Consider the following 598-nt stretch of genomic DNA (forward strand, 5'->3'; position numbering starts at 1 on the left):
GTGCCGCGCCCATGCGCAGTAAGCCTTTGAACACAGCCGGATTCGGCGCCAACGCGCGCAAGCCTTCGCGCAGCAAGCGCTGGGCGGCCGGGCGCGGCACCGCGCTGTCGACCACCGCACGGCCGATGTCGAGCAGGTTGTGATAATCGACCCCGGACGGGCAGGTGGTTTCGCAGTTGCGGCACGACAGGCAACGATCCAGATGCAGTTGCGTCTGCTCGGTGGCCGGTGCGCCTTCCAGCACTTGCTTGATCAGGTAAATGCGTCCGCGCGGCCCATCGAGTTCATCACCGAGCAGTTGATACGTCGGGCATGTCGCGTTGCAGAAACCGCAATGCACGCAGGTGCGCAGGATCTTTTCCGCTTCGCCAGCCCGGGGCAATTGCCGCGATTGCTCGCTCAGGGTGGTTTGCATGGCTAGACCTCCGCGTACATTCGTCCGGGGTTGAACAGCCCTTGCGGGTCGAGTTGCGCCTTGAGTTGCCGGTGGTAGCGCAGCAGGGTTGGCGCCAAGGGTTGGAACGGCGAATCGGTGGCCCCGTGGGTAAAGCACGTTGCATGGCCGCCCAAGGAATGGGCGAGTGCGTGAATCTCAGGG

Annotated in this window: 2 protein-coding genes; both read right to left on the reverse strand. The window is 64.2% G+C overall.

Annotated elements, in window-relative coordinates; translation table 11 throughout:
* On the reverse strand, positions 1 to 415 hold a 415-nt coding region (locus J5M71_RS26590; protein ID WP_207838455.1), incomplete at its 3' end, for a 4Fe-4S dicluster domain-containing protein.
* Between the two features lie 2 nt (positions 416 to 417).
* A partial coding sequence (locus J5M71_RS26595) for an FAD-linked oxidase C-terminal domain-containing protein (protein ID WP_347709878.1) occupies positions 418 to 598 on the reverse strand: 181 nt, incomplete at its 5' end.

The organism is Pseudomonas sp. 43(2021) (genome assembly GCF_017490805.1).
Classification (GTDB): domain Bacteria; phylum Pseudomonadota; class Gammaproteobacteria; order Pseudomonadales; family Pseudomonadaceae; genus Aquipseudomonas.